We start from the raw sequence: 4321 nt of genomic DNA on the forward strand, positions 1-4321 counted from the left end.
CCCCCCACGGCACCCGGCCCCACCGGTCCACTCCCCCCTGGACCGGTGGGGCCGGTGTCGGATCCGCCTCCGGCCGGCCGCCGTCCGGGGTGCTCAGGCCCCGCTCGTGGCGCTCCAGACGATCTGCGGCGGACGCACCCGGGCACACAGCGGCTGCCCCTTGGCGTCGGTGAGCCCGAGCCGCCCCGTGAGCTGCCCGGAGCGCGCCGCGGCGGCGAGGAGGTCCGGATCGATGTCGCTGAACATCAGCTTCGCGCGCCGGAACATGGTGAAGGTCCCGGCGTCGTCCACCGTGCCCCAGGACAGATAGACGAACCGCCCGCCCAGCCGGTTCTGGATGTAGGGCCCCGACACCTCGACCCCGCCCTCCGTCACGGTGGCCTCGCAGTCGAGCACCCATGAAGCGGAGGGGGCGTCCCCGGGGTGCAGGCCGAGCAGCTCGCCCGGCCGGTCCTTGCGCTGGACGCCGACGTGGATGTTCTCGTAGCCGGGAAAGTCGCTGTCCGGGCCGCAGGCGCGGCCGGGAAGGGCGGAGGCCTCGATAAGGATCTGCATGCCCCCATGGTCCGGCACGGCCGGGGCTGCCGGCTCCGGCCCACCCCCGCGCGCGGAGCCTCACACGGTGTCCTCCGGAGCGCTGTCGTACACCGCGCCCAGCTCCTTCATCAGCTCGTCGTCCACCGGGAACACCGTGTCGTCGATCCGCCGCACCGGCGCGATGCCCTGCGAGTTGCAGACGAAGGCGGCGGAGAAGCGGCCCACCCCGTCGGGCCCGTCCAGCGTCACCGGACGGCGGACCGAGGGCCGTCCGGCCCGCTCCAGGCCCTGTTCGAGCAGGGTCATCGTGATGCCGGTGAGCGCGGGGGCGTCGGGCCACACCACCGATGTCCCGTCCCGGAAGCCGATATTGGTGATCGCCCCCTCGGTCACCACGCCGCCCGGCGCGGTCAGCAGCGCGTCGTCGAACCCCGCCCGCCCGGCCAGCACCCCGTAGTACGTCTGCCCGAACTCTCCGGGCCGCTTGATGTGCGGGGCGGTGCGCGTGTACGGCACCGACATCAGGCTCTGCGCCCCGGACGGCATGACGGCGGGCTCCCGGACCGTCACCATCAGGGTCGTACACGTCGCCCCGGGCGGCAGGTAGGCGTTCACCCGCACCGAGGCGTCCCGGCGCCCCGCCCCGTCCAGGGCGTGCCGGACCAGCTCCCGTACCCGGTCACCGTCGAGCGGCAGGGCGAACAGCTCCCGGTTCGCGGCGTCCAGTCGCGCGAGGTGCAGGCCCAGGCCCCGCACCCGGCCGTCCCGCACCTGAAGGGCGGTGAAGTGGCCGAAGCCGTACAGGGCGGGGATCCACAGGGTCTCCTCGGTGGCCGGGAGGCCGTCGAGCTCGATGTGGGGCGGGGGCGGCGGCGTCGTCATGCGGCCACCGTAGGGGGTGCCCGGCGGATCATGACCGGGTCCGCGACGCCTGGCACTTCCCCCAGCTTTCGGCTTCGCTCGAGCAGGGGGCCCCATCCCTCGCGGCGTTGCCGAAACGCCCGAATCACTCCGCGATGAGGGCGTTCCAGCGCCTTGCGATCGCACGCACCAGAGGCCGCGCGGCCGCCCTCCGGGCGACGACGGCCGTTTGACGACAGGCCCTAGGCGTGTCGATAGGTGCGGGCTTGACCTCAACCATGGTTGAGGCGGAAAGGTCGACGCCATGGACACCACAGCCGCATCCACGCCATCCACGTCGTCCGCCTCGTCCGCCTCGTCCGCCGAGGTGGCCCCCCTCAAGGTCGCCGTCATCCTCGGCAGCAACCGGGACGGCCGCTTCGGCCCCGTCATCGCCGACTGGTTCCTGGGCCGCGCGGCCCGGCACCCCGGCATCGAGACCGACCTGATCGACGTCGCCGAGGCCGGCCTGCCCACCGCGATCACCTTCAGCCCCGGCCCGGAGGAGGCGGCGCGGCTCGCCGCGGTCTCCGAACGGCTCGCGGCGGCCGACGCCTTCGTCGTCCTCACCCCCGAGTACAACCACTCGTTCCCCGCACCGCTGAAGACCCTCATCGACTGGCACAGCGCCGAATGGCAGGCCAAGCCCGTCGCCTTCGTGTCGTACGGCGGCATCTCCGGCGGGCTGCGCGCCGTCGAACAGCTCCGGCAGGTCTTCGCCGAGCTGCACACCGTCACCGTCCGCGACACCGTGTCCTTCCACAACGCGGGCGCCCTCTTCGACGACGAGGGGCGCCACCGGGACCCGGGCCCCGCCGACGCGGCCGCCAAGGTGCTGCTGGACCAGGTGGTGTGGTGGGGCACCGCCCTGCGCGACGCCAGAAAGTCCCGTCCGTACGGCGCCTGACGCCCGGTGGGCCGACAATCGCATCGAAGGCCCACGGGCAAGGTGCCCGCCGAGTCCGCATTCCGAGGAGACCGACGATGACAGCGCCGCCGGCATGGCTGACCGTACTGACCACGACCGACAGCGAGGACAAGGCGCACGCCCTGGCGCAGTCGGCGGTGGAGGCCAGGCTGGCGGCCTGCGCGCAGATCTCCGCCCCCGTCACCTCCGTCTACCGGTGGCAGAACGCCATCGAGACGAGCGAGGAGTGGCAGGTGCTCTTCAAGACGACGGCGGAGCGTTACGACGAACTGGAGGACCTCCTTCAGCGCGAGCACGACTACGACACGCCGGAGATCATCGCCCTGCCGGTGATCCGGGGCAGCGCCCGCTACCTCGGCTGGGTGACGGCGGAGACGGCTCCTCCGGCAGCCCTGTGACGGCGGCGGTCATGACCACCCCCGACCCGGGCGGCGGGCCCACCGACGCCGAACTGCCCTTCTTCGTGTACGGGACGCTGCTGCCGGGCGAACCCAACCACGACCTGTTCCTCCGGGGCCGTACGGCGGGGGAGCGCCCGGCCGTGCTGCCCCGGGCCCTCCTTTACGACGGCCCCGGCTACCCGTACGCCATCGAGGGCCACGGCCGCGTCCACGGCACCCTGCTCGTCGCCGCGCCCGGGGTGTACGGGGAGCTGCTCGGGCTGCTCGACCACCTGGAGGAGTTCCTCGGCCCCGGCCACCCGCGCAACCTGTACGAACGCGTCGTCCGCGAGGTCGAGCTGCCGGGGCCCGGCGACGGGGGCGTGGTGCGGGCCTGGGTCTACCTCGCCGCGACCGCCGTCACCCGCTCGCTGCGGACCGGGGGCGTGCTGATCCCCGAGGGGCGGTGGATCACCGGACGCGCACCGGGCGGCTGAGGGGTGTCCTTCACCCGCTCGGCGCAAGCGCCTCCGCCACGCCCGGCTCCTCGGGCCCCAGGAAGCGCGGGTCGGGCCGGAACAGGGCGTCCAGGGCCGCCTTGCCCGAGGCGGCCAGCTCCCGGGCGCCGCCGTAGTACCAGGTGGCGTCCCGGGGCTCGTCGACCGCGACGCCGTACGCGTCGATCCCGGCGGACCGGCACAGCGTGACGGCCCGGTGGATGTGGAAGCCCTGGCTCACCAGCACGGCCCGGTCGACCCCGAAGATCTTCTTGGCCCGGACGCAGGAGTCCCAGGAGTCGAATCCGGCGTAGTCGCTCACGATCCGCCCGTCGGGCACTCCGCGCCCGGTGAGGTACGTGCGCATCGCGTCCGGCTCGTCGTACTCCACCCGGCTGTTGTCCCCGGTGACGAGGACGACCTTGACCTTCCCGGTGCGGTACAGCTCGGCCGCCGCGTCCAGCCGGTGCGCGAGATAGGGGGTCGGCCGCCCGTTCCACAGCCCGGCCCCGAACACCACGGCGACCTCCCGGGCCGGGGCCTCGGCCGCCGTACCCACCCGGTCACCGGCCGCCAGCCGCATCCAGGTCGCGGGCACGAGCGCCAGCACACAGGCGACCATCAGCCCTTGCACCAGCCGCCGTTGCCCCCGCCGGGTACGCGGCAGCCGCAGCCCGGCGAGCCGCTCGCGGAGCCGTGGCATGGGCCGTTGCGGCAGCCGCACGGCAGTGAACCGCTGCCGCAGCCCGGCGAGCCGCTCCCTGAGCCGGCGGCCGAGCCCCGCCGGAAGCCGAGGGCCGGCCACCTGCGGAAGCCGCGAGCCCGTCGCCCGCCCGGACCGCCCGAACCGCTTCCGTCCCTCCCCGCTCTTCCCACGCACCGCAACCCCCACTCGTCCCCGCGTCGACCGTCCGTCGGCCGCGCCGTGCGCGCACCGCGCCCCCACCTCACCTGACGACCGGCGCGCCGCAAAGGTTCGCCCGCCGCCCCGCCCTGTGGCACCCGACACCCGCACAGACCCCGCGCTCGCCCGCGCCGGACCCGCGCCCGACACCGCCCCGCACCGCCCGCCCCGGCCC

The 4321-nt window shown here is 74.3% G+C and carries 6 protein-coding genes; 3 read left to right on the forward strand and 3 right to left on the reverse strand.

Annotated features, from left to right (window positions below; translation table 11 throughout):
• Positions 1-93 precede the first annotated feature (93 nt).
• Together D3105_RS32670 and D3105_RS32675 are read right to left on the reverse strand one after the other, a co-directional pair.
• On the reverse strand, positions 94-555 hold the full coding sequence (locus tag D3105_RS32670; protein WP_118906451.1) for a DUF5990 family protein: 462 nt from the start codon (positions 553-555) through the stop codon (positions 94-96).
• Between the two features lie 60 nt (positions 556-615).
• Positions 616-1419 carry an aminotransferase class IV family protein gene (locus D3105_RS32675; RefSeq protein ID WP_118906452.1) on the reverse strand — a complete coding sequence of 268 codons (804 nt, stop codon included), beginning with the start codon at positions 1417-1419 and terminating at the stop codon, positions 616-618.
• 283 nt (positions 1420-1702) lie between these two features.
• Here D3105_RS32675 and D3105_RS32680 point away from each other — a divergent pair, with 283 nt between their 5' ends.
• From D3105_RS32680 to D3105_RS32690, 3 genes are all read left to right on the forward strand, one after another.
• Positions 1703-2344 carry an NADPH-dependent FMN reductase gene (locus D3105_RS32680; RefSeq protein WP_118906453.1) on the forward strand — a complete coding sequence of 214 codons (642 nt, stop codon included), beginning with the start codon at positions 1703-1705 and terminating at the stop codon, positions 2342-2344.
• A gap of 77 nt (positions 2345-2421) precedes the next feature.
• Complete coding sequence (gene cutA, locus D3105_RS32685; RefSeq protein ID WP_118906454.1) at positions 2422-2763, forward strand: divalent-cation tolerance protein CutA; 342 nt, start codon at positions 2422-2424, stop codon at positions 2761-2763.
• Positions 2764-2774: 11 nt separating this feature from the next.
• Positions 2775-3242: a gamma-glutamylcyclotransferase family protein gene (locus tag D3105_RS32690; RefSeq protein WP_118906455.1), complete on the forward strand. Its 468-nt coding sequence runs from the start codon at positions 2775-2777 to the stop codon at positions 3240-3242.
• A 10-nt stretch (positions 3243-3252) separates the two neighbouring features.
• On the opposite strand, the gene D3105_RS32695 is transcribed toward D3105_RS32690, so the two are convergent.
• The gene (locus D3105_RS32695) at positions 3253-4134 is read right to left on the reverse strand and encodes a SanA/YdcF family protein (RefSeq protein WP_412080996.1); all 882 of its coding nucleotides are present in this window, start codon (positions 4132-4134) and stop codon (positions 3253-3255) included.
• Between the last annotated feature and the right edge of the window lie 187 nt (positions 4135-4321).

The organism is Streptomyces globisporus, from assembly GCF_003501885.1.
Lineage (GTDB): Bacteria > Actinomycetota > Actinomycetes > Streptomycetales > Streptomycetaceae > Streptomyces > Streptomyces globisporus_D.

What these genes read in the sequence shown, in the direction of transcription:
- D3105_RS32670 (WP_118906451.1), bottom strand. Translation starts at nt 555, where the DNA reads ATGCAGATCCTTATCGAGGCCTCCGCCCTTCCCGGCCGCGCCTGCGGC.
- D3105_RS32675 (WP_118906452.1), bottom strand. Translation starts at nt 1,419, where the DNA reads ATGACGACGCCGCCGCCCCCGCCCCACATCGAGCTCGACGGCCTCCCG.
- D3105_RS32680 (WP_118906453.1), top strand. Translation starts at nt 1,703, where the DNA reads ATGGACACCACAGCCGCATCCACGCCATCCACGTCGTCCGCCTCGTCC.
- cutA (WP_118906454.1), top strand. Translation starts at nt 2,422, where the DNA reads ATGACAGCGCCGCCGGCATGGCTGACCGTACTGACCACGACCGACAGC.
- D3105_RS32690 (WP_118906455.1), top strand. Translation starts at nt 2,775, where the DNA reads ATGACCACCCCCGACCCGGGCGGCGGGCCCACCGACGCCGAACTGCCC.